This window comes from Pseudomonas sp. PS01301, assembly GCF_029960215.1.
GTDB classification, from domain to species: domain Bacteria; phylum Pseudomonadota; class Gammaproteobacteria; order Pseudomonadales; family Pseudomonadaceae; genus Aquipseudomonas; species Aquipseudomonas coleopterorum.
The window spans coordinates 12,525-35,759 of the sequence record NZ_JASCPM010000011.1; the positions used below are offsets into that span (position 1 = coordinate 12,525).

Below are 23,235 nucleotides of genomic sequence, written 5' to 3' on the forward strand. Positions count from 1 at the left end.
TACGCCAGCGTCGCTGCGGCGGCCGCTCAGAGGATGTTCGAGTAGTCGGCTTCAATTCGGTCCAGGCTCAGGTGGTTGAGGAAGTTCGAGAAGCACATCCAGGCGGACAGCGCGTTCATGTCGCGAAACTGTTTGGGCAGGTACTTGGGCGGTGTCACCAGCCCTTCGTCGACCAGCTGGCGCAACGTGCGCATGTCTTCCAGGGTGGTCTTGCCACAGAACAGCAGCGGCACCTGTTCCAGCTTGCCTTTGCGCACGGCCAGCTGGATGTAGTTGTAGACCATGATGAAGCCCTTGAGGTACGACAGATCCTTGGTGAACGGCAGACCGGCCGGGGTCGAGCCGCGGAACACGCGGCTGGCGTTACCATAGGCTTCAGGCATCTCGAAGCCTTCTTCGCGGAAGAAATCGAACACCTGGAGGAAGTCGGCACCCTCCTCGACCATGTGGATCGCACGGGTGCGATTGGTCAATTTGCGCAGGCGGCTGGGATAGGACGCGAAGGTAATCACTTCCATCAAGATGGCCAGGCCTTCCTGGGTGACCGTCGACGAGGGCGGCCCCTTGGAGAGGAAGGTGCAGATCGGCTGGTTCTGGCCGTTCAGCGTCGTGGCGACGTGGACCAGACCTTCATGGACTTCGAGGGCGCGCACGTCGCGCTCGTTGAACATCGCATCGCTGCGAATCTTGATGTAATCCGCACCGGCCGCGGCGTCGGCAACGATGCCATCGGATTCGAACACGCGAATAGTGCCTTCGGTTTCACCGAACACCCGGTTCAGGCGCCCCTGCAACAGGTTCACCGCATCCTTGGCCGTCAGGGTCTTGGCTTCGTCCTTGAGGTCTCCGCGCCCGGCGATGTTGTTCAGGTAGTCCGAAAGCATGAGCCCCAGATCGGCCAGGGTCGGGTCGCCGGCATGGAAGGCATCGGAAGCGGCGCCGTACAGCTCCTGTGAGATCAGGCCGAAGTCCTCGGTACCGCGGGCTTCGAGCATGCGCACGACCATGCGGTACTCTTTGCACATGCGGCGCATGATCTGCCCGACCGGATTGAACTGGCCGAGCTGGCGGGTGATATCGCGCTCGATGTTCTGAAATTCCAGTTTGACCGCGCTGGAGTCGAAGCCCAGGGCTCGGTTCTGGTAATAGTCGCGATCCACCGCTGGCATCTGCTTGCCGCCTGCCTGCAGAAAGCCGTGACGAATGGAGTCGTCCCACTTCACCGCATCGAGCACGCGAATCGGCGTCTGTGCCTGCACGATCCGGTCGGACAAGCCTCGAATCGTCTGCTGATACTCATCCACCGTACTGCTCCTCGTTCTGGCTGGGCCCACCAACCGCGGGCCTTTCACTGCGTGGGCTCAGCCCAGTACCCATTGCATGAAGCGGGTCAGGATACCGAGCATTTCGCGGTCGGCGTCCGCCTGGGTACTGGCCAGCAGCCCCTGATATTCCATCCGCCCGATAATCGCCGTCAACACCTGCGCGTCCTGCACGGGATCGCGCGAGCCCAGTACTTCGAGCATTTGTCGGCCGCCTTGCAGAAGAATGTCCTGATGGGCCAGTACCAGCGAGGCCAGGCGGGGGTTGAGCAATGCCTCCTGGCGAAAGGCCTGCTCGGCGATCAGGTGATCGCGACGGGTCTGCAGTTGGTGCATCACGTAATCGGCGGTCAGGCGGGCGATCTCGTCGGCCAGCTGGGCGCGGGCTTCGGGGCTGCCGTCGCCGCGAGCGATCAGGGCGCGCAACATCTCTTCCGTGTTGCTCCACAGCTTGGCCATGAACACGGCGCTGCGCTCGACGTACTGAGCGAAGGCATCGTTGAGCAGGTCATCGATGTCCTTGAAGTAATAAGTGGTCGCCGACAGCGGCACCCCGGCTTCGGTGGCCACGGCGCGGTGGCGCACGCCCCGTACGCCATCGCGCACGACGATGCGCATGGCCGCGTCGAGAATCGCCTGGCGACGCAGCTCGCTGCCCTGGCGGCTGGCCTTGCGTCCTTGGTACTGGACGTTGCGGGCCAGCGTCGAGGCGACGCTGGCGGCTCCTTGTCTGGGTGTTGCTGGAATCACTGCTCGTATCCTTTGAGTAAGTGGGAGGTGCGGGCCCTGACGCGGCTCGCGCCGCTGCTACAGGGTACGTGAGAACCCGAGGATTCTGACGCGGCTCGCGCCGCTGCTACAGGGTACGTGAGAGCCCGTGGATTGTGACGCGGCTTGCGCCGCTGCTACAGAGATCGCGCAGGCCTGCGGATCCTTGAGCGCTTGCGTCGCTGCTACACGATATCGTAATCCTTTGGGACAACGGCAGGTTGTCGCGATCCCCTGTAGCAGCGGTGCAAGCCGCGTCGGGGCCGGCATTGACACACCGTATTGGCGCCCATAAAAAAGCCGCCCCATGGGGCGGCTGATCGACAACTGTCAGGCTTGCGGCCGCATGTGCGGAAACAGGATCACGTCGCGGATCGAGGGCGAGTTGGTCAACAGCATGACCAGGCGATCGATACCGATCCCTTCGCCGGCCGTTGGCGGCATGCCGTATTCCAGCGCGCGAACGAAGTCGGCATCGTAGTGCATGGCCTCGTCGTCGCCGGCGTCCTTGTCCGCCACCTGGGCCATGAAGCGTGCGGCCTGATCTTCGGCGTCGTTGAGCTCGGAGTAAGCGTTGGCGATCTCGCGGCCGCCGATGAACAGCTCGAAGCGGTCGGTGACGTTAGGATTGTCGTCGTTGCGGCGGGCCAGGGGCGACACTTCGAACGGATACTGAGTAATGAAGTGCGGCTGCTCCAGCTTGTGCTCGACCAGCTCCTCGAAAATCATCACCTGCAACTTGCCCAGACCTTCGAAGCCCAGCACCTTGGCGCCGGCCTTCTTGGCGATGGCGCGAGCCTTGTCGATGTCGTTCAGATCATCGGCAGTCAACTCGGGGTTGTACTTGAGGATCGAATCGAAGACCGACAAGCGCACGAACGGCTCGCCGAAATGGAACACCTTGTCGCCGTAGGGCACGTCGGTGCTGCCCAGCACCAGCTGCGCCAACTCACGGAACAGCTCTTCGGTGAGGTCCATGTTGTCTTCGTAGTCGGCGTACGCCTGGTAGAACTCGAGCATGGTGAACTCGGGGTTGTGCCGAGTCGAGACGCCTTCGTTACGGAAGTTGCGGTTGATCTCGAACACCTTTTCGAAGCCACCGACCACCAGACGCTTGAGGTACAGCTCAGGAGCGATGCGCAGGAACATTTCCATGTCCAGGGCATTGTGGTGGGTTTCGAACGGCTTGGCCGCGGCGCCGCCGGGAATGGTCTGCAGCATCGGCGTCTCGACTTCGAGGAAGTCGCGCTTGGCCAGGAAGCTGCGGATATGGGCGATGACCTGAGAGCGCACGCGGAAGGTATCGCGCACGTCTTCGTTGACGATCAGGTCGACGTAGCGCTGGCGGTAGCGCTGCTCGGTATCGGTCAGGCCGTGGTGCTTGTCGGGCAACGGACGCAGCGACTTGGTCAGCAGGCGGACACTGGTCATTTCGACGTACAGATCGCCCTTGCCGGAACGGGCCAGGGTGCCTTCGGCGGCAATGATGTCGCCCATGTCCCAGGTCTTCACCTGAGCCAGGGTTTCTTCGGGCAGGGTCTTGCGGTTGACGTAGACCTGGATGCGTCCGGTCATGTCCTGGATCACCATGAACGAGCCACGGTTGAGCATGATGCGACCAGCGACCTTGACCGGAATCGCTGCCTCGGCGAGCTCTTCCTTGGTCTTGTCGACGTACTGTTTCTGCAAGTCGCCTGCATAGTTGTCGCGACGGAAGTCGTTGGGGAAGGCCTGGCCCTGGGCGCGCACGGCAGCAAGCTTTTCCTTGCGCAGGGCGATCAGGTTGTTTTCTTCCTGTTGCAGGTCTTGCGGGTCGAGTTGTTGGTCGCTCATGTCTTCAGATTTTCCATCACGGGTTCGTTGCTCCCGACTACGTCGCCGGGATCGCGGGCAGGCCAGCCATGGCAGGCCGATGCGGATGATGCATCGGCCTGTCCGGCGGTGTTACAGCCCTTGTTTCAAGCTGGCTTCGAGGTATTCGTCGATGTCGCCGTCAAGCACCTTGTCACAGTCGCTGCGTTCGATGTTGGTGCGCAGATCCTTGATCCTCGAGGCATCGAGCACATAGGAGCGAATCTGGTGACCCCAGCCGATGTCCGACTTGCTGTCTTCCATCGCCTGCGAGGCGGCGTTGCGCTTCTGCACTTCCTGTTCGTACAGGCGTGCACGCAACATCTTCATCGCCGTGTCCTTGTTGGCATGCTGCGAACGTTCGTTCTGGCAGCTGACCACGGTGTTGGTCGGCACGTGGGTGATACGCACCGCCGAATCGGTGGTGTTGACGTGCTGACCACCGGCACCGGAGGAACGGTAGGTGTCGATGCGCAGATCGGCCGGGTTGATGTCGATCTCGATGTTGTCATCGATTTCCGGCGAGACGAACACCGCCGAGAAGGAGGTATGACGACGGTTGCCGGAGTCGAACGGGCTTTTGCGCACCAGGCGGTGCACGCCGATCTCGGTACGCAGCCAACCGAAGGCGTACTCGCCCTTGATGTGCAGGGTCGCACCCTTGATACCGGCGACTTCACCGGCCGACAGTTCCATGATGGTGGTGTCGAAGCCGCGCTTGTCGGCCCAGCGCAGGTACATGCGCAGCAGGATGTTGGCCCAGTCCTGGGCTTCGGTGCCGCCGGAGCCGGCCTGGATGTCCAGGTAGGCGTTGTTGGCGTCCATTTCACCGCTGAACATGCGACGGAATTCCAGCTTCTCGAGCTGGGCGCGCAGGCGCTCGACCTCGGCGGACACGTCGTCGACGGCGCCCTGGTCTTCTTCTTCGGCAGCCATTTGCAGCAGGTCTTTGGCGTCGCTCAGGCCGGCGTTCATTTCGTCGAGGGTGTCGACGATCTGCGCCAGCAGCGAGCGTTCGCGACCCAGTTCCTGGGCGTAGGCAGGGTTGTTCCAGACAGCAGGATCTTCAAGCTCGCGATTGACTTCGGTCAGACGCTCATGCTTTTGATCGTAGTCAAAGATACCCCCGAATGGTTTCGGAGCGCTCGGACAGGTCCTTGATGCTGTTAAGGATCGGGTTGATTTCCATGGCGGGCAGCTCTCGTGCGTAACGTGTGAAAAGCCGGAGAGTATAACGCAGCCGGCCATGGACAGCAGCCCGTCGAGCTGGGGATGGGTGTTTTTTTTGGGTTGACCCGTCGGCCTATTCGCGGGCAGAGAGCTCGCCGCCCGCCCCGCTCCCACAGCTGAACACGAACCGTTGTGGGAGTGGGCTCTGCCCGCGAAGAGGCCAACCGAAACCGACGCCCTACTCCTGCTCGCCCACCACCACTTGATTGCGCCCATTGTGCTTGGCCGTATACAGCCCCTTGTCCGCAGCCAGGATCAGCTCGCGGCAATGACTGGACTGCTGCGGCGTCATGGTCGCCAGGCCGATGCTCACCGTCAGGCAGGCGTCGGCCTGGGGCGCGATGTGCGGGATGTTCAGGGCGGCGATGGTCTGGCGCAGCTTCTCGGCGACCAGCCGGGCACCGCCAGGCGAGGTGCCCGGCAGCACCAGGGCGAATTCTTCGCCGCCGTAGCGCGCCGGCAAGTCGCTGGAGCGGTTGCTGGAGTGGCGGATGGCATCGGCCACGCGGCGCAGGGCTTCGTCGCCCGCCAGATGGCCGAAGTTGTCGTTGTAGGACTTGAAGTAGTCGACGTCGATCATCAACAGCGACAGCTGGGTCTTGTCGCGCATCGCGCGACGCCATTCCAGCTCCAGGTACTCATCGAAGTGGCGACGGTTGGACAGCGCGGTCAGGCCATCGGAGTTCATCAGCCGTTGCAGGACCAGATTGGTATCCAGCAGCTGCTGCTGGCTCACGCGCAGCGCGCGGTAGGCCTCGTCGCGCTGCAGGAGCGTCAGGTACGACTTGGAGTGGTAGCGAATGCGCGCCACCAGCTCGATGGTGTCGGGCAGCTTGACCAGGTAATCATTGGCGCCTGCGGCAAAGGCGGCGCTCTTGATCAGAGGGTCCTCTTTAGTCGACAGGACGATGATCGGGATGTCCTGGGTCGCCGGGTGATTGCGATAGTCGCGCACCAGCGACAGGCCATCCAGGCCCGGCATGATCAGGTCCTGGAGGATGACGGTCGGCTTGATTCGCATGGCCTGGTTGATGGCCTGCTGCGGATCGGCACAAAAGTGGAAGTCGATATTGGCTTCGTCGCTGAGACTGCGACGGATGGCTTCACCAATCATGGCCTGGTCGTCCACCAGAAGTACCATCGACTTGTTGTTGTCGTTGGACCTGAAGGCTTCGATCTGTAGATCAATCATGGTTTGTCACCTGGATACTGCCTGCGCCGTGGCTCGAGTTCATCGTGAAAATACGTCCATCAGTCGGGGTGCGATCCGCTCGAGCGGACGAATTTCAACAGCTGCATCAATGGCCGCCGCCGCTTTCGGCATTCCATAGACGGCGCTGCTGAGCTGGTCCTGGGCGATGGTCAGGTAACCGCGCTGACGCATCGACTTCAAGCCCTGCGCGCCGTCGCGGCCCATGCCGGTGAGCAACACGCCCACGGCGTCGCCGTTCCAGAATTGCGCCACACTACGGAAAAAAACATCTATGGAAGGTCGGTAGATCTCGTCCACCGGTTCTGCCGTGTAGGTTAAGGTACCATTTTTCAGCAGACGAATATGATGATTGGTGCCAGCCAGTAGCACAGTGCCAGCCTGAGGGGTCTCACCGTCCCGCGCCAGGCGCACTGGCAGGCCCGAGGCACTGCTCAGCCATTCGGCCATTCCGGCGGCGAACACCTGGTCCACATGCTGAACCAGAACGATGGCCGCCGGGTAATCGCGCGGCAATCCCTTGAGCAGGATTTCCAGCGCGGCGGGGCCGCCGGCCGACGAGCCGATGGCCACCAGTTTCTGTCGCATCCCGCTCGCGCGCGGCAGCGGCAACTCGCTGCGCACCGCCGGGCTGCGCTGTCCCACCAGCCAACCGATGTTGAAGATCTTGCGCAACAACGGCGCCGCAGCCTCGCGAGCGTCGCCGACACCCAGCGTGGGGGTATCGACCACATCCAGGGCACCGTGGCCCATGGCCTCGAAGACACGATGAACGTTCTGCTGGCGGTCGACCGTGACGATGACGATGGCGCACGGGGTGTTGGCCATGATCTGCCGAGTGGCTTCCACGCCGTCCATCACGGGCATGATCAGATCCATCAGGATCAGGTCCGGGGTTACGGTCTGGCAGCGCTCGACCGCTTCGCGGCCGTTGCTGGCCACCCACACCACCTCGTGGGACGGCTCCAGCGCGATCGCCCGACGCAACGCTTCCACGGCCATGGGCATGTCATTGACGATGGCGATCCTCATCCCCGCGCTCCTCCAATCAACTCAACCACCGCATCGAGCAAGGCATCGTCGTGGAAACTGGCCTTGGCCAAGTAATAATCGGCCCCGGCGTCGAGGCCGCGGCGGCGGTCCTCTTCGCGGTCCTTGTAGGAAACCACCATGACCGGCAACGACTGCAAGCGGCTGTCGCGGCGCAGCAGGGTCACCAGTTCGATGCCGTCCATACGCGGCATGTCGATGTCGGTGATCAGCAGGTCGAAGTCTTCGCTGCGCAAGGCATTCCAGCCATCCATGCCGTCGACGGCCACGGCCACATTGTAACCGCGATGGCTGAGCAGCTTGCGTTGCAGCTCGCGGACAGTCAGCGAGTCATCCACCACCAGCACCCGCTTGCGCGCCGCTTCGGCCTGCTGGCTGCGTTTGTCGATGCGCTCCAGGCGACCGGTATTGAGCAGCTTCTCCACCGAGCGGAACATGTCTTCGACATCGATGATCAGCACCACCGAACCGTCGTCGAGCAAGGCACCGGCGGAAATATCCTGGACCTTGCCCAGGCGCGCGTCCAACGGCAGCACGACCAGCGTGCGCTCGCCGATGAAGCGTTCCACGGCCACGCCGTAGATCGCTTCGCGGTCGCGGATCACCACGACCTTGACGGTCGCCTCGTTGCCTTGACCGGACGGCCGCTGCAACAGCTGACTGGCGGCCACCAGGCCGACATGACGGTCCTGGAACCAGAAGTGCTGGCGGCCTTCGAGCTGGATGATGTCCTCGGCCGGCAGGTCCATGGTGTGTTCGATGTGTGCCAGCGGAAACGCGTACGCCTCGCCGCCCACTTCCACCGCCAGACTGCGTACCACCGACAGGGTCAGCGGCACCTCGATGTGAAAACGGCTGCCCTGCCCCGGCACCTGAATAAGCTCGACCGAGCCGCGCAGCTGGCGAATCAGGTGCAACACCGCATCCAGCCCGACGCCTCGGCCCGAGACCTCGGTGACCGTGTCGCGCATGCTGAAACCAGGCAGGAACAGAAAGCTGAGCAGCTCCTCTTCACTGAGCTGCTCCACCGTATCGGCGGCCGACAAGCCGCGCTGGACAATGCTGCGGCGCAGCGCAGCCAGATCGACCCCACCGCCGTCGTCGCTCAGGTCCAGCACCAGCAAGCCTGCCTGATGGGAGGCGCGCAGCACCACCCGGCCTTCGGCAGGCTTGCCAGCCAGCAGGCGATGCTCGGGGGTTTCGATACCGTGATCGACGGCGTTGCGCAGCAGGTGGGTCAGCGGCGCTTCGAGTTTTTCCAGAACGTCACGGTCGACTTGGGTCTTCTCGCCTTCGATGTCCAGCCGCACCTGCTTGCCCAGCGAGCGGCCCAGGTCGCGGACCATGCGTTCCTGACCACCCAGCATGTCGGCGAACGGGCGCATGCGACAGGCCAGCGCCGTGTCGTACAACAACTGCGCGCGCTGGCTGGCCTGCCAGCCGAAATCATCCAGTTCCGCAGTCTGCTGCAGCAGCATCTGCTGGGTCTGATCCAGCAGCGACTGGGCCTGCGCCAAGGCGTCGCGCACCTCGGCGCTCTGCCCTTCGAGCTGCAATTGTTCGGCAAGGCCGCCGAGCGCACGGATGCTCTGCGCCTGCATGCGCTTGAGACGCTGCATGGTCAGCAGATAGGGCTTGAGGCGTTGGGTTTCCACCAGCGACTTGCTCGACAGGTCCAGCAGGCTGTTCAAACGTTCCGCCGTGACCCGCAATACCCGCTCGCCGGTGTCACTGACCCGGCGTGCCCGGTTCGCCGGGAGTTCGGCCACGAAATCGTCCAAGGCGGGCGTTGCGTCCGCCAGTTCGGCGACGGGGGGCGCCTCGGGCGGGGTCTCCATGGGTAGCTCGGCCGGCGCAGGTGCAGCCGGTGGCACCGTGGGCGAGAGCTGCGCTGCGGCGGCGGCCAACGGATCCATCACCGCCGCCATCTGCGCCACGTAGGCATCGATATCGTGCGTGCCGGGCGCGCCGGCACCGGGCGTGCCGATACGCATCAGCAAATCGGTGCCCAGCAGCAGCGCATCGATGTGCTCGGCCATCAGGTACACGCGCCGCTCCTGGGCCGCTACCAGGCAATCTTCCATGACGTGGGCCACGCGCACTCCGGCGTCCAGGCCGACGATGCGCGCGGCGCCCTTGAGCGAGTGGGCCGCGCGCATGCACGCTTCCAGTTGATCGGCCTGGGTCGGGTTGCGCTCCAGGGCCAACAGCCCGGCATTGAGCACCTGGGTCTGGGCCTCGGCTTCCAGGCTGAACAGTTCCAGCAACGAGGCGTCGCGCATCTGCTCCGGGGTCATGTCAGGCTCCGGTTCATGGCCTGCAGCAGCGCCGTGTCGTCGAGCAGGCGCACGCTGCGCCCGCGAAATGGCAGAACGCCCTGAGTGTACCGTGCGCCCGCCTGGGTCGTGGCCGTGGAAGCTTGTTCGAGCTCGACCAGATCGATGCGATGGATACCGTCCACTTCCTCCACCGGCACCACCACCGAGCCGCCGTCTATGGCGATGATCAGCATACGCGGCATGACCCGCGCGGAGACGGCTGGGGTGGCGTGTTGGGTGTCGATGCCCAACAGCTCCTCCAACGCCAGACACGGCACCAGCGCGCCGCGTACGTTGGCAACGCCGCGCAACGCCCGCGAACGCTGGTGCGGCAGCGAATGCACGGCCTGCACCGGCGCCACCTCCACCAGGCAGCGGGTGGCCAGCGCCAGCCATTCATCGGCCAGGCGAAACAGGACCAGTGATTTGCTTTCGACCCTTCCTACCGCTTCGCTGTAATGCAGAGGCGCGTGCTGACGATCCAAAGCGTAGCGGTCCAGCAGACGGACCGCCGCCGAGGCGTACACCGCGCAGTTGCGGCAGTGGATGTGCTCGGCCAGCAGTGGGCAGGATTTGTCGCCATGAATGCCGATGCGGTTCCAGCAGTCATCGATCTGCTGGGCGTCGATGTCGATCAGGTCCGGGGCGCTCATCGTTTGTGCTCCTGCGCCCGCGGCCGGTCACTGCGCGCGGCGCGCTCCTGCAGGCGCCGCGCACCGGCGATGTCGCCTTGGGCGGTAAGGAGCATGGCCAGGTGAGCCAGCGCCTCGGCGTGCTGGGGATCGAGGTACAACGCCTTGCGATAGTAGCCTTGGGCCTGCAACACCTGGCCGCCGAGGTCACTGAGCAGGCCCAGCCAATAGAACACCTGAGGGTCGGGCCCATGGCTGCGCAGGTAGGCATCGCACGCCGCCTGGGCCTCGGTACTTTTACCTTCGTTGGCGAGTCTGGCGATCTGCGCAAGCAAGGCTGTGCCGTCGTTGGCTACCGTTTCAGCCGTATTGGCCACCGGCAGCGCCAGCACCCGCGTGCGGGTACGCAGCGGCTGTCGGCCCGGTTCGGGCAGCAGCTTGATCGGCATCTGCAACCGCGCCGGCGCAGGGGCCAAGGGCGTGGGCGCAGGCGCGACCTGACGATCGCGGACGAAGGCGAACGATTGTGCGATGCCGATCGGGCGCATGCCCAATCGCGCCAGCAGACTGCCCTCGGCCGGACCGATGAACAGTGCGCCGTCTTCGTGAGTCAGTTTCTTCAGCACTTCGAACACCTGCTGCTGGGTCGGCAGGTCGAAATAGATCAGCAGGTTGCGACAGAACACGAAGTCATAGGCGCGCTCGCCGCCGAGCAACAGCGGATCGAGAATGTTGCCCACCTGCAGGCGCACCTGCGCGCGAACTTGCGGTGCGAGCAGGTAACCCTCATCCGTCGGCGCAAAATGTCGATCGCGAAACGTCAGCGGCGCTCCGCGAAACGAATTGCGCCCATAGACCGCCCGTGTGGCCCGGCTCACGGAGAGTGGACTGATGTCCACACCGTCCACGCTGAACTGCTCCGGCGCCAGCCCGGCGTCGAGCAAGGCCATGGCGATCGAATAAGGCTCCTCGCCCGTCGAACAGGGCAGGCTGAGGATACGCAGCGGCACGCCGGGCCGTTCGGCGAGGCGCGCCTTGGCGACCTTGCACAGCGCGGCGAAGGATTCGGGGTAGCGCATGAACCAGGTTTCCGGAACGATGACCGCCTCGATCAACGCCTGCTGCTCCGCTGCCGAGCCCTGCAACAGCGTCCAGTAGGCATCCAGGTTCGGGACATGCGCTGCCTGGCTGCGCTGTGCGACCGCGCGTTCGATCAACGCCGGACCTACCGACGCCACATCCAGACCGATGCGGTCACGCAGAAAACGCACGAAGCGCTGGTCGTCGCTCATCGCGCGCCCTCCTCCACGACCGAGGCCGCCAACTGCGGGGCAAAGAGCAGTTCGCGCACGGCCGGTTCGAGCAGATCCTGCACGCGCAACCACTGCAACAGACCCTGACTGTCTTCGCGCACTGGCCCCAGGTAGGGCGTGGCACGGTTATGCACACCACTGGGTTTGAAGTCGCGTGGATCGCAGCGCAGCGTTTCGCTGGCGAATTCGACGATCAGCCCCAGACGAGCCTGAGGACCGGCCTGGTCATTCGGGTAGTGCACCAGCACCAGACGGGTACTGGTACGACGCACCGCCGCGACGCCAAAGCTCAACGCGCTGGCGTCCAGCACCGGCACCACACGACCGCGGTGGGCGAATACACCGGCCACCCACGCCGGCGCCTGCGGGACCGGCTTGAGTGGCAGCAACGGCAAAACCTCCGCCACTTCCAGCGCGTCCAGCGCGAAGCGCTCCTGTGCGATGCGAAACAGCAGGAACAGCTTGTTGCGCGCGGCGATCGGCATCGCGCCCATCAGACTTTGAAGCGCGAGACACCGCCGCGCAGTCCGGTGGCGACCTGGCTCAGCTCGTCGATGGCGAAGCTGGCCTGACGCAGCGATTCCACCGTCTGACTGCTGGCATCGCCCAACTGCGCCAAGGCATGGTTGATCTGTTCGGCACCGGTGGCCTGCGCCTGCATGCCCTCGTTGACCATCAGCACGCGCGGCGCCAATGCCTGCACCTGGCCGATGATCTGCGACAGCTGATCGCCGACCTGCTGCACCTCGAACATGCCGCGGCGCACCTCCTCGGAAAACTTGTCCATACCCATGACCCCGGCCGAAACCGCCGACTGGATCTCGCGCACCATCTGCTCGATGTCATAGGTGGCCACGGCGGTCTGGTCGGCGAGACGGCGTACTTCGGTGGCGACCACCGCAAAGCCGCGACCGTACTCGCCGGCCTTCTCGGCCTCGATGGCAGCGTTGAGCGACAGCAGGTTGGTCTGGTCTGCCACCTTGACGATGGTCACCACCACTTGGTTGATGTTGCCGGCCTTCTCGTTGAGGATCGCCAGCTTGGCGTTGACCAGCTCCGCAGCGCCCATGACCTGATGCATGGTTTCTTCCATGCGCGCCAGACCCTGCTGACCGGAGCCGGCCAGGGAGGACGCCTGGTCGGCTGCCGAAGTGACCTCACCCATGGTCCGCACCAGATCGCGCGAGGTGGCAGCGATCTCTCGCGAAGTAGCGCCGATCTCAGTAGTTGTGGCGGCGGTTTCGGTCGCCGTGGCCTGTTGCTGCTTGGACGTTGCGGCGATTTCGGTCACCGAGGTGGTGACCTGCACCGACGATCGCTGCGCCTGGGCCACCAGCGCGGTGAGCTCGGTCATCATGTCGTTGAAGCCCAGTTCGACCTCATTGAATTCGTCCTTGCGCGCCAGGCTCAGGCGAGTGCTCAGGTCGCCGTTGCGCATGACCTCCAGGATCCGCACGATCTTCTGCATGGGCGCCATGATCGTACGCAGCAGCCACAGCCCGCAGACACCGGCGACGATGATTGCCACCAGAAGCGAGATCACCAGGCTGACCTTGGCCGCGGCCACCGAGGAGTCGATGGCCGAAGTGGCCTTCTCGGCCCCCTCGCGATTGCGATCGATCAAGGTGTTGAGTTGCTTGCGACCGGCAACCCAGGCTGGCGTCAGGTCGTCGATGGCCATCTGTTGGGCTTCGCTGAACTTGCGCAGGCGATAGGCTTCCAGCACGTCGGCCAGGGTCTTTTCATAGGTCACGCGCATCCGCGCGAATTCTTCGAAAGCGGCTTGGTCTTCGCTGTCCTGGACGGTGCTGCGGTAATTGGCCATCTGCTGGGTCAGGCGCTCGGCGAAGCTCTTGTACTGCTCCTCGTCGGCCGTGATCAGCTCGCGCTGATAGCTCAGGCCCACCAGTTGCTGGGTATAGACGTAGCTGTCCACCCAGGCACTGCGGATCATGGAGCTGAACACCACGCCCGGCACACTGTCGGTGCGCACCTTGGTTTCGTTGGTCTCGATGGTCTGCAGACGTGAATAGGACACCACGACCATCAACAGCATGATTGCGATGACAACGGCGAAACTCGCCAGGATGCGGTGGCGCAAGGACCAGTTCTTCACAGTCAACCCTCGAAAATTCCTACAGCACAAACGAAAAATCGCCTGAGTATAGCCCTACCTCAGGCGATTTCGTGCTGTTGCTCAACTTTCGTTCATCAGCGAGGGTAATGCCAGTTGCTACGTGATCAACGCAGGACTATTGCCGACCGACGTCGTGATCGGCAGATGAACGGTGACGCCCTCCGTTCAACCCGTCTATTCACCTCACGCGACCTCGGCTTCGGCCTGACGAACCTGCTTTTCCAGTTCCAGCTTCAGCGCAGGGTCAAGGGACAGCTGCTTGGCCAGTTCGTCCAGGTAGGCTCGCTCCATGAAGTGCTCCTGATCCACCATCATCACGCTGGCGATGTACATCTCGGCGGCAATCTCCGGGGTCTTGGCAGCGCGCGCTACGTCCACCGGATCCAGCGGCTTGTTCAATTCGGCGTGTAGCCACTGCTGCAGCTCGTTGTCCGAATCCAGGCGGGTGAACTCGCCTTCGATCAGTTCACGCTCGCGGTCGTCCACATGGCCGTCGGACTTGGCTGCCGCGACCAGCGCCTTGAGGATGGCCTGGCTGTGCTCCTCGACCTGCTGGGGTGGCACCCGGTCGACCGTCTGCGGCTCGCCACGTGGCGCGCTCTGCTGCTGGGCCTGCCAGTTGCCATAGGCCTTGTAGGCAATGACGCCTAACGCTGCCAGGCCACCATAGGCCAACGCCTTGCCGCCGTACTTGCGTGCGCTCTTGTTGCCGAGCAGCAGGCCCATGGCGCCACCGGTCAGCGCGCCCTTGCCGCCGGACAACAGGCCACCCAACGCGCCGCCCGCGCCGCCTTTACCAGAAAGCAGACCGCCGAGTGCACCAGCGACACCACCGGCACCACCGGCGCCACCCAGGGGTGAAGATCCACCGCCGCTTTTGTTCTTCAGCAGCTCCTGGCCGGATTTGAACAACTGGTCGAGCAAGCCACGCGTGTTCATTTTTTGGTCTCGTCAATGGGAGAAACGTTTGACGAGAGTAAGGGCATTCCGTTGCTTGGCTCGAATGGTGATTTGCTTCGGGATGTTGCGCAAATGCTCGACCACAACGGTCAATCGAGGGGGCGACGGGGACATATCCGGAAAACTTTTTTACAGGAGTTTGCGAACACATCGGTCATTCCGGTATCTGTGTACAGTTCGCTGCGTTTGGACAAGGCAGGCCCAAACCTTCCCATTTGAGCCTCGCAGGTCGCTTGGAGCGACCGAGGTTGATTCAGAACAGGTTAGCTATGCACCGCAGACACCTTCTGAAAGCGTCGATGGCCCTCGCGGCCTATACCGGACTGTCGGGCACCGGGCTGCTCGCCGCCCAGGCCCTGGCCGCCACCGCCGATGGCGATGCCGAGCCGTTCAGCTTCGACATGCTCAAGGCCCAGGCCAAGAGCCTGGCCGCACAGGCCTATGTCAGCAACAAGCAGACCCTGCCCCCGACCCTGGCCAACATGACGCCGCAACAATTCAATGCGATTGGCTACGACGCCAACCATTCGTTGTGGAACGACCTCAATGGCCAGCTGGACGTGCAGTTCTTCCACGTCGGCATGGGCTTCCGCACCCCGGTGCGCATGTACAGCGTCGATGCCGATCGCAAGCAGGCGCGCGAGGTGCATTTCCATCCGCCGCTGTTCAACTACCAGAACACCACGGTCGACACTTCGCAGCTCAAGGGCGACCTGGGCTTCGCCGGCTTCAAGCTGTTCAAGGCGCCCAACCTCGAACGCCACGACGTGGTCTCCTTCCTCGGCGCCAGCTACTTCCGCGCCGTCGATGCCACCGGCCAGTACGGTCTGTCCGCGCGCGGTCTGGCGATCGATACCTATGCCAAGAAACAGGAAGAATTTCCCGACTTCACCAAGTTCTGGTTCGAAACGCCAAGCAAGGACAGCACCCGCTTCGTGGTCTACGCCCTGCTCGACTCACCGAGTGCCACCGGCGCCTATCGCTTCGACATCGATTGCCAGGCAGAGCGCGTGGTCATGGACATCGATGCGCACATCAACGCGCGTCAAGACATCGAGCAACTGGGTGTGGCACCGATGACCAGCATGTTCAGCTGCGGCAACCACGAGCGGCGCATGTGCGACACTATTCATCCACAGATCCACGATTCGGATCGCCTGGCCATGTGGCGCGGCAATGGCGAATGGATCTGCCGACCGCTGAACAACCCGGACCGCGTGCGTTTCAACGCCTTCGCCGATGTCGATCCGAAAGGCTTCGGCCTGATCCAGACCGACCACAACTTCAGCAACTATCAGGATACGGTCGATTGGTACCACAAGCGGCCGAGCCTGTGGGTCGAGCCGACCACCGCCTGGGGCGAAGGCGCCATCGATCTGGTGGAGCTGCCGACCACCGGTGAAACCATGGACAACATCGTCGCCTTCTGGACACCCAAGAACCCGGTCAAGGCCGGTAACTCCCTGAATTTCGGCTACAAGCTGTACTGGAGCGCCCTGGCACCGGTCGGCACGCCGCTTGCGCGTGTCGCGGCAACGCGCTCCGGGATGGGTGGTTTCACCGAAGGCTGGGCCCCGGGCGAGCATTACCCCAACGTCTGGGCACGACGTTTCGCCGTGGACTTCACCGGCGGCGGGCTGGAATCGCTGAAAACCCCGATCGAACCGATCATCACGGCCTCGGGCGGCAAGGTGCAGGACATTCAGGTGTTGGAGTTGCCGGACATCAAGGGCTTCCGCGTGCTGTTCGACTGGTACCCCACCAGCGACAGCGTCGATCCGGTGGACATGCGCCTGTTTATCAAGACCCAGGGACGCACGCTGAGCGAAACCTGGCTCTACCAGTACTTCCCTCCAGCTCCGGAAAAGCGCAAGTACGTCTGATGAACTGAAGCGGCCTGGCCTCTTTGCCCCATGATTCCAGGGGCGAAGAGGCCATCATCGAAACGGTAGACGACGATCAGTCGCGCAGATCCGACTCCAGGATCGGTTGATCGCGGTGGGTAGCGCGCTGGTACTGGGCTGGCCAGGTGGCCAGGCGCCCGCCCAGGTCTTCGTCGGCGTGTAGAGGCCAGTACGGATCGCGGAGCAGTTCACGCGCAAGCAGGATGATGTCAGCCTGACCGGTACGCAGAATGTGCTCGGCCTGAGCCGGGTCGGTGATCATGCCCACGGTGCCCGTGGCAAGATCCGCCTCCTTGCGGACCCGCTCGGCAAAGCGCGTCTGATAGCCTGGTCCGGTTGGAATCTCGGCATTGGCCGAGCTGCCGCCCGACGATACGTCGACCAAGTCCACGCCCAGCGCCTTCAAGCGTTTGGCCAACTCCACGGTTTCGTCCGGGTTCCAGCCGTCTTCGACCCAGTCGGTCGCGGATACGCGGACGAACACGGGCAATTCCTCAGGCCAGACCTCGCGAATGGCTTGCGTGACCTCAAGGGTCAGACGAATTCGGTTTTCGAAGCTGCCTCCATACTGATCCTGACGCTGATTGCTGAGCGGCGACAGGAACTGGTGCAGCAGGTAACCGTGGGCCGCATGGACCTCGACCACCTTGAAGTTGGCGGTCAATGCGCGCTTGGTCGCGGCGACGAACGCCTGGACGATGTCCTTGATGGCGGCTTCGTCCAACGCAGTGGGTGCGGTGTGTTGCGGGTCGAAGGCGATCCGCGAGGGTCCGACGGGCACCCAGCCACCTTCATTGACCGGCACGCTGCCATGCTTGCCCAACCAGGGTCGCCAGGTACTGGCCTTGCGCCCAGCGTGGGCGAGCTGGATCGCCGGCACAGCGCCCTGTGATGTGATGAAGCGGGTGATGCGCTGCAGTGGTTCGATCTGCTCGTCATTCCACAGACCGAGGTCTTCAGGTGTGATGCGACCATCGGCGGTCACCGCGGTGGCTTCGGTGAAGACCAGACCGGCACCGCCGCTGGCACGACTGCCCAGGTGCACCAGATGCCAGTCGTTAGCCAGGCCATCGGCGCTGGAGTACTGGCACATCGGCGATACCGCAATGCGGTTGCGCAGGGTCAGCTGGCGGAGGGTATAGGGTTCGAGCAGCATGCTCATCGGGCACCTCGGTTGGCAGTTCCACGTGGGACGAGAGGCAGTCGGCCGATAGACGTGGCGGACGTACCCATCTCGCTCTTGAAGACCAGTCGACAACCCGCCGGCGACCGTGGTTCCGCCTGTCAGCGCGGCTCGATGTGGGTAATGAGCAATTGCACCGTCTCGCGTCCGCGAAACTCGTTGAGGTCCAGCTTGTAGGCCAGCTGCACCCAGCGTACCGACGGATCGGGCCATACCTCGCGGTCGACGCCGAAGGCGATACCGTCCAGGCTGACACTGCCGCACTCGGTCTTGAGCGTGACCTTGAGGTGACGCTCGCCGACCACGCGCTGTTCCACCAGCTGAAATACGCCATGGAACATCGGCTCGGGAAAATGCTGCCCCCAGGGCCCGGCATTGCGCAGGGCGCGCGCCAGCTCCAGGTGGAACTCCTCGACGCCCAAAGTGCCGTCGGACAGCAGGCGTCCGGTCAGGTCTTCCTCGCACAGCTGGCTGCGCACCTGGGCATCGAACGCTTCGCAGAACGCCGGGAAGTTTTCCTGCGGCAGGGTCAGTCCCGCCGCCATGGCATGCCCACCGAACTTGCTGATCAACTGCGGATGACTGGCCGCCACCGCATCCAGTGCGTCGCGAATGTGAAAGCCCTGCACCGAACGCGCCGAGCCCTTGAGCAAACCATCGCCCGCATCGGCGAAGGCAATGGTCGGCCGGTGGTAGCGCTCCTTGAGGCGCGAGGCAAGGATGCCGATCACACCCTGGTGCCACTGCGCGTCGAACAGGCACAGGCCGAACGGCATGGATTCCACCGCCAGGTCCTTGAGCTGGGCCAGGGCTTCGCGCTGCATGCCCTGCTCGATCGACTTGCGGTCCTGGTTCAACCCATCGAGCTGCGAGGCAATCGCCTGGGCGCTGGGCAGATCGGTGCTCAACAGGCACTCGATGCCCAGGCTCATGTCGTCCAGGCGCCCGGCGGCATTGAGGCGCGGCCCGAGGATGAAGCCCAGATCGGTAGAGGTGATCCGCGCAGCCTCGCGGCGTGCCACCTCCAGAATCGCCGTGATACCGGGCCGGGCCCGACCCGCACGAATTCGCTCCAGCCCCTGATGCACCAGAATGCGGTTGTTGGCATCCAGCGGCACGACGTCCGCCACGCTGCCCAGCGCTACCAGATCGAGGAGTTCGCCGATGTTGGGTTGCGCCACCTGGGCATAGCGGCCCAATTCACGCAGCCGTGCGCGCAGGGCCATCAGCACGTAGAAAATCACGCCGACCCCGGCCAGGTTCTTGCTCGGAAACTCGCAGCCCGGCTGATTGGGGTTGACGATGGCATCCGCAGCCGGCAACTCGTGCCCCGGCAAGTGGTGGTCGGTCACCAGCACCTGCAGCCCGGCAGCCTTGGCCGCCGCCACGCCCTCGACGCTGGAAATACCGTTGTCGACCGTCACCAGCAACTGCGGCTCGCGCTGCAAGGCAACTTCGACGATCTCGGGGGTCAGGCCGTAGCCGTACTCGAAGCGATTGGGCACCAGGTAATCGACATGGGCAGCGCCCAACAGGCGCAGCCCGAGCACCCCCACCGCACTGGCTGTGGCACCGTCGGCATCGAAGTCGCCTACGATGAGAATGCGCTGACGCTGGTCGATGGCCGTCACCAACAGCTCGACAGCGGCTTCGATACCCTTGAGCCGCTGGAAGGGAATCAGGCGCGCCAGGCTCTTGTCCAGCTCCTGCGCACTCGATACACCACGCGCCGCGTAGAGGCGATTCAGCAGGGGCGGCATATCGCCGAGGAAGGGCAGGATCTGGGGCAACTGACGGGGTTCGATGCGCATGGTGCCTGGGGCGGTTCTCACTGCAAGACAAAAGAGGAAAGGTGAAACCGGGCGGCCTAGCGCTCGCCCAACAGCCACTCGAGTTGGACTTCGTGCTGACCGCGGTCATCGGTGACGAACACCGTGCCCTCGCTGATCATGACGTCCCACTTGATGACCCGAGGCATGTCCTTGGCCAGGGTCTCGAGCACTTCCTGAGGCACTGCGGCGATGTTGACGTTCTTCAGGTTCTTGACCGCATCGACCACCTTGGTCTGCCACACGCGCAGGCTGCCATAGGCCAGCAGACTGGTACGCTCGGTACGCCGCGAACACCAGGTGAGACGTTCCGCATCAGGCAGACCGACCTCGATCCAATGCAGGATCCGCCCGTCCAGACTTTTTTCCCACAGCGCGGCTTCATCGACATCCGACAGACCGCGGCCGAAAGACAGGTGCTCCTTGTACCACAGGGCATACGCCAGCAAGCGCACCGCCATCCGCTCTTCGGTTTCGGAGGGGTGACGGGCAATGGTCTGCTTGACGCTCTCATAAACGCTGCGGTCAAGATCGGTCAGGTTCAGTTCGAATTTGTACGTGGTCGACGGCTGGGCCATTAGGCAGGCTTCTTGGGAACGGGAAAAGGCCGCTAGTCTACCCGATGCGGCCTTGATCAACGACCACCACAGACCACTGCGACGCTGCGGTGCGTTTTGATCATACGCCTGGGTGTGCAAAGATGGTGCGGTGTTTCAAAAACGGACAACCTGCCCTACTCCCTGCGCAAGGACTGCCATGGACTCATGTTTCAAAATCCTGCCGGCCGGCAGCCTTTTACTGTCACTGGCGCTGTGCGCCTGCCTGCTTATCACACCCCATGCACATGGCCGGGAAACCATCACATGGCTGTTGCGCGACCTGGCACCGCTGACCATAGCCCGAGGGCCTGACCGTAACCGCGGCGCCGTCGACCAGGCCCTGCCACTGATGCGCGCAGCGCTGCCGGACTACGATCACAGCGTGCTCAGGGTCAACCGCGCGCGCGCCTCGCAGATGCTCGCCGAGCCGGGGCTTTACTGCGACCCTGCGCTGCTCTGGACGCGCCAGCGCGCGCAGACCATCTTTTATTCAGTGCCCAGCATGCACGTGCTGGGCAGTACATTGGTCATGCAGCGAATCGACCTGCCGCTGATCGCCGATTTCATGGACGACGGCAAGGTCGACCTTGGCGCCCTGCTGCGCAGCGGTACCCTGGCCCTGGGCATCATTGCCGGTCGCAGCTACGGCAGCGTCGTCGACCGCATTCTGGCCGAAGCCGACAGCCGCCAGATCCTCGCCCATCATGGCAACGACGCCATGGGGAGCCTGCTGCGCATGGAAAGGCTGGGGCGGATCCATGCCCTGCTGGGCTACTGGCTGGAGGCTCGCTATCAGGCGCGCCAGGAAGATTTGGATCCGCAGCAAATGGTGCAGGTCCCGATCAAGGGCGCGGCAAGAACACAGATCGTACATGTGGGTTGCTCTGACAGCCCCACCGGCCGCCGCGTAGTGGACGCCCTGAACCCTTTGCTGGTGGAGTTGCGCAGTGGTCAATTAGCGCAGCTGTATGCGCAATGGCTGGCACCCCATGAGAGGTCGGATTATCTGCGCGAAACCCGTGCATTGTTCAATGCGCGGAGGTTCAATGCACAGAGCACCGAGGCCTTGAGCAGCCAGCGGTAGGAAGGAAAATGGCAGGGCCGCGGCGCGCGCGCTACTCGCCAAAGGCCCTACCTCTTGGACAGCCAGGGCCTGATCAAGCTCAGGCCAGCGCGTGGCTGAAGCCAGCACTTTGCGAAACATTGCGCAGCGCTGCAATCATCGACGGTTCGAGGCGCCCCTCGGCAACCAGCAGGTCACGGTGCAAACCATCGACCACATCGGTAAAGGAGCGCAAGTCCTCGAATTGGCTGCGGTTGACCGAACGCTGGGTCACTACGCTTCCAGCCGCGCTCATGACCACGACCTGGCAATTGCCAAGACTATCCTGCCCTTCGAGAGTCACGCGATACGGTGTCAGGGCTTCATTGAGCAACAGGCTGATATTCTTCATCGCATCACCACTCGTCTGTTCGAATTCTTAAGGTGCATGACACTGACCCCTCCCCAGCGAGAAAAGTTCTGGGCTCGCCATGTCAGACTATTTCCGACAGTGCCTTCGGAATATGACAGTACGAATGTAAGACTTTTCTGATTGTGCGGCTAGGTGGCTACAGGGCCAGAAATGGACTACAAAACAGATCAGGAATAGACCACAGCTGTGCCAGAATTCACCGCCTGATTTACCCGTCACCGGAGCCTGCCTTGACCGACCCACTGAGCGCACCCCTGCGGATCGTGCTGGCCGATGACCATCCGATCTTTCGTATCGGCCTGCGCGCCGTGCTGGAGCGAGACCCCGGCTTGCGCGTGGTGGCCGAAGCCGCCTCGCCACAGGAGCTGACGCACTGCCTGAATGAAACCGAATGCGACCTGCTGATCACCGACTACATGATGCCCTCTCGGGATCAGAGTGATGGCCTGAGGCTGATCGGGTATGTCGGCCGGCATTGGCCAAAGCTGCCTGTAATGGTGGTCACCATGCTGACCAATCCAGGGCTGCTGCGGGCAATCCTGAACTTGGGCGTGGTCGGGCTGTTGGGCAAAGCCAGCCTCGTCGACGAATTGCCGGCAGCGATTGCCAGCCTCAAGCGCAACAAGCCGTTCGTGGCGCAGTCGATAAGAAGTATCCTGGCCCTGCCAGGTGATAATCCCGCAAGCCAGCTCACGGGCCATGTCGACCTGTCTCCGCGCGAGCTTGAAATAACACGTCTGCTGGCCCAAGGCCTCTCGGTCAACGAAATCGCTCTCCAACTCAACCGCAGCAAGCAGACGATCAGCGCGCAGAAGGTCAGCGCCATGCGCAAGCTGGGCATCGATAACGATGCGGCGTTGTATATCTACATGCAGGCCCACGGATTGAAATGACCGGGATCGGGACGGGCCTGCATCGCACCACCGGGCGGCGCTAGGGGCGCAAAGGCAGAGGCCAGGCGCCGTCGCAGGAACTGATCTCGTGCACGTCAGGCAAGGGTAGCAAGGCCTGTACATCCATTCGACGCTGGTAATCCTGCAGCAGCCCATGCACCGCGACAGCCGACACGGGCGTGTACAACACGCCCAACAATGGCAACCGATGCTGGCGAGCCAGTGCCGCCAGCGGTTCGACTGACTGCGAGCCATTGCTGTAGAGGATCAGTGCCCGTGCCAGCCCGGTCGCGGCCAGATGGCGGATCAGCTCGCCCATGTCCAACCCGGCCATCGTCACCTCGCAAATGGCCACGTCCGCCCCATGGCGCTTTTCCAGCGAGAGACAGGCCGCGTTGAAGCTCTGAGCGGTGAGGACGTCGAATACCCCACAGGCATTGAGCACCTGATGCATGGCGATCAACTGATACGGAATATCTTCCAGCACCAGAACTCTGAGCGAACGCATGAGTGAAAACCTCGAAGGAGCGCATCGAGCTGCGCATTGCCTGGCACTCTAAA

General features: G+C 63.2%; 20 protein-coding genes. 3 read left to right on the plus strand and 17 right to left on the minus strand.

All coding sequences use genetic code 11. The features are described from left to right. Positions 1-26: 26 nt before the first annotated feature. The 12 genes from QMX89_RS07910 to QMX89_RS07965 form a co-directional block, all read right to left on the minus strand. A complete protein-coding gene (locus tag QMX89_RS07910; RefSeq protein WP_282347717.1) occupies positions 27-1,304 on the minus strand; it encodes a flavohemoglobin expression-modulating QEGLA motif protein in 1,278 nt (425 codons plus the stop codon). Between the two features lie 57 nt (positions 1,305-1,361). Next, positions 1,362-2,069, minus strand: coding sequence for a TetR family transcriptional regulator (locus QMX89_RS07915; protein WP_049861333.1), 708 nt, complete (start codon positions 2,067-2,069; stop codon positions 1,362-1,364). Positions 2,070-2,420: 351 nt separating this feature from the next. Next, positions 2,421-3,923 (minus strand): lysine--tRNA ligase, encoded by a 1,503-nt coding sequence (gene lysS / locus QMX89_RS07920; RefSeq protein WP_049861293.1) that lies wholly within the window; start codon positions 3,921-3,923, stop codon positions 2,421-2,423. 111 nt (positions 3,924-4,034) lie between these two features. After that, a protein-coding gene (prfB, locus tag QMX89_RS07925; protein WP_122742474.1) for a peptide chain release factor 2 occupies positions 4,035-5,130 on the minus strand; the annotation gives its coding sequence in 2 pieces (ribosomal slippage) (positions 4,035-5,057 and positions 5,059-5,130; 1,095 coding nt in all). 219 nt (positions 5,131-5,349) lie between these two features. Further along, the gene (locus QMX89_RS07930; RefSeq protein ID WP_049861292.1) at positions 5,350-6,363 is read right to left on the minus strand and encodes a diguanylate cyclase; all 1,014 of its coding nucleotides are present in this window, start codon (positions 6,361-6,363) and stop codon (positions 5,350-5,352) included. Positions 6,364-6,402: 39 nt separating this feature from the next. Beyond that, positions 6,403-7,413, minus strand: coding sequence for a chemotaxis response regulator protein-glutamate methylesterase (locus tag QMX89_RS07935; RefSeq protein WP_056844225.1), 1,011 nt, complete (start codon positions 7,411-7,413; stop codon positions 6,403-6,405). Beyond that, entirely contained in the window at positions 7,410-9,728 is a 2,319-nt protein-coding gene (locus QMX89_RS07940) for a hybrid sensor histidine kinase/response regulator (RefSeq protein ID WP_282347718.1), read from the minus strand. Before QMX89_RS07940 ends, QMX89_RS07935 begins: the two co-directional genes overlap by 4 nt. Beyond that, positions 9,725-10,402: a chemotaxis protein CheW gene (locus QMX89_RS07945; protein ID WP_282347719.1), complete on the minus strand. Its 678-nt coding sequence runs from the start codon at positions 10,400-10,402 to the stop codon at positions 9,725-9,727. The genes QMX89_RS07940 and QMX89_RS07945 overlap by 4 nt, the downstream gene beginning before the upstream one ends. Beyond that, entirely contained in the window at positions 10,399-11,673 is a 1,275-nt protein-coding gene (locus QMX89_RS07950) for a CheR family methyltransferase (RefSeq protein WP_282347720.1), read from the minus strand. Before QMX89_RS07950 ends, QMX89_RS07945 begins: the two co-directional genes overlap by 4 nt. Next, a complete protein-coding gene (locus tag QMX89_RS07955; RefSeq protein WP_282347721.1) occupies positions 11,670-12,188 on the minus strand; it encodes a chemotaxis protein CheW in 519 nt (172 codons plus the stop codon). The genes QMX89_RS07950 and QMX89_RS07955 overlap by 4 nt, the downstream gene beginning before the upstream one ends. Continuing rightward, complete coding sequence (locus tag QMX89_RS07960; RefSeq protein ID WP_282347722.1) at positions 12,188-13,810, minus strand: methyl-accepting chemotaxis protein; 1,623 nt, start codon at positions 13,808-13,810, stop codon at positions 12,188-12,190. Before QMX89_RS07960 ends, QMX89_RS07955 begins: the two co-directional genes overlap by 1 nt. A 204-nt stretch (positions 13,811-14,014) precedes the next feature. Further along, on the minus strand, positions 14,015-14,770 hold the full coding sequence (locus tag QMX89_RS07965; protein WP_282347723.1) for a tellurite resistance TerB family protein: 756 nt from the start codon (positions 14,768-14,770) through the stop codon (positions 14,015-14,017). 290 nt (positions 14,771-15,060) lie between these two features. On the opposite strand from QMX89_RS07965, the gene QMX89_RS07970 reads away from it, so the two are divergent. Continuing rightward, complete coding sequence (locus QMX89_RS07970) at positions 15,061-16,674, plus strand: glucan biosynthesis protein D (protein ID WP_282347724.1); 1,614 nt, start codon at positions 15,061-15,063, stop codon at positions 16,672-16,674. A gap of 76 nt (positions 16,675-16,750) precedes the next feature. Here QMX89_RS07970 and QMX89_RS07975 read toward each other — a convergent pair whose 3' ends face one another. The 3 genes from QMX89_RS07975 to QMX89_RS07985 all read right to left on the minus strand — a co-directional run bounded on the left by QMX89_RS07975 (position 16,751) and on the right by QMX89_RS07985 (position 20,285). Continuing rightward, on the minus strand, positions 16,751-17,857 hold the full coding sequence (locus QMX89_RS07975) for an NADH:flavin oxidoreductase/NADH oxidase (RefSeq protein WP_282347725.1): 1,107 nt from the start codon (positions 17,855-17,857) through the stop codon (positions 16,751-16,753). Positions 17,858-17,979: 122 nt separating this feature from the next. Further along, the gene (gene recJ, locus QMX89_RS07980; protein ID WP_049861283.1) at positions 17,980-19,689 is read right to left on the minus strand and encodes a single-stranded-DNA-specific exonuclease RecJ; all 1,710 of its coding nucleotides are present in this window, start codon (positions 19,687-19,689) and stop codon (positions 17,980-17,982) included. 56 nt (positions 19,690-19,745) lie between these two features. Further along, complete coding sequence (locus QMX89_RS07985; protein WP_282347726.1) at positions 19,746-20,285, minus strand: YaeQ family protein; 540 nt, start codon at positions 20,283-20,285, stop codon at positions 19,746-19,748. Between the two features lie 178 nt (positions 20,286-20,463). Between QMX89_RS07985 and QMX89_RS07990 the strand changes: the two genes are divergently transcribed. Next, positions 20,464-21,390: a TIGR02285 family protein gene (locus QMX89_RS07990; RefSeq protein ID WP_282347727.1), complete on the plus strand. Its 927-nt coding sequence runs from the start codon at positions 20,464-20,466 to the stop codon at positions 21,388-21,390. 79 nt (positions 21,391-21,469) lie between these two features. Here QMX89_RS07990 and QMX89_RS07995 read toward each other — a convergent pair whose 3' ends face one another. Further along, a complete protein-coding gene (locus QMX89_RS07995; RefSeq protein ID WP_282347728.1) occupies positions 21,470-21,760 on the minus strand; it encodes a DUF3509 domain-containing protein in 291 nt (96 codons plus the stop codon). Positions 21,761-22,011: 251 nt separating this feature from the next. Between QMX89_RS07995 and QMX89_RS08000 the strand changes: the two genes are divergently transcribed. Then, a complete protein-coding gene (locus QMX89_RS08000) occupies positions 22,012-22,674 on the plus strand; it encodes a response regulator transcription factor (RefSeq protein ID WP_152965753.1) in 663 nt (220 codons plus the stop codon). 40 nt (positions 22,675-22,714) lie between these two features. On the opposite strand, the gene QMX89_RS08005 is transcribed toward QMX89_RS08000, so the two are convergent. Continuing rightward, the gene (locus QMX89_RS08005) at positions 22,715-23,182 is read right to left on the minus strand and encodes a response regulator (RefSeq protein WP_156463190.1); all 468 of its coding nucleotides are present in this window, start codon (positions 23,180-23,182) and stop codon (positions 22,715-22,717) included. Positions 23,183-23,235 lie beyond the last annotated feature (53 nt).